This window comes from Acinetobacter lactucae (genome assembly GCF_013344765.1).
GTDB classification, from domain to species: domain Bacteria; phylum Pseudomonadota; class Gammaproteobacteria; order Pseudomonadales; family Moraxellaceae; genus Acinetobacter; species Acinetobacter lactucae_A.
In genome coordinates this window covers 1-433 of the sequence record NZ_JABVBF010000432.1, presented here as the reverse complement: position 1 = coordinate 433, position 433 = coordinate 1, and the positions used below count along the sequence as shown (strand labels likewise).

The window sequence follows — 433 nt, the reverse complement described above, 5'->3', positions numbered from 1 at the left end:
CAGATTTAGTTAAACAACTCCACTCAACATCTTTTAAATCAAATGGAATAGTTTCTTCACCCTGTATACCAATCCATTGACCTGAATCACGTGAACGATTAATCACGATTTTCTCCTATATTCAATAAACATTTTTTATCTAAAAAATTTAGTCTCTCCAAAAAGTCCTGATTTGAGAAGATACCTATTTTCCTTTCGATTATTTTTTTTATTTTACCCAAATCATAACAACAAGAATACGCTACCAAAATATAATATGTTAACTCATCAATTAAAAGCATTTTTTTATCAAAAAACAAAAAAAACTTACCAGACATTTTGAAATACATATGATCTGACTTATTACTATTGATTATTAGAGTTTTCTCCTCAATGCAATCAAATTCGATATAAAAAATAATCTTTCGACAAAATTCATACCCCATATATATTC

Annotated in this window: 1 protein-coding gene; it reads right to left on the bottom strand. The window is 26.8% G+C overall.

The genetic code is table 11. From position 1 onward, the window contains the following. Nucleotides 1-98: 98 nt before the first annotated feature. Nucleotides 99-433, bottom strand: a 335-nt coding sequence (locus tag HUN22_RS18055) for a hypothetical protein (protein ID WP_217488233.1), incomplete at its 5' end; no start/stop codon positions are given.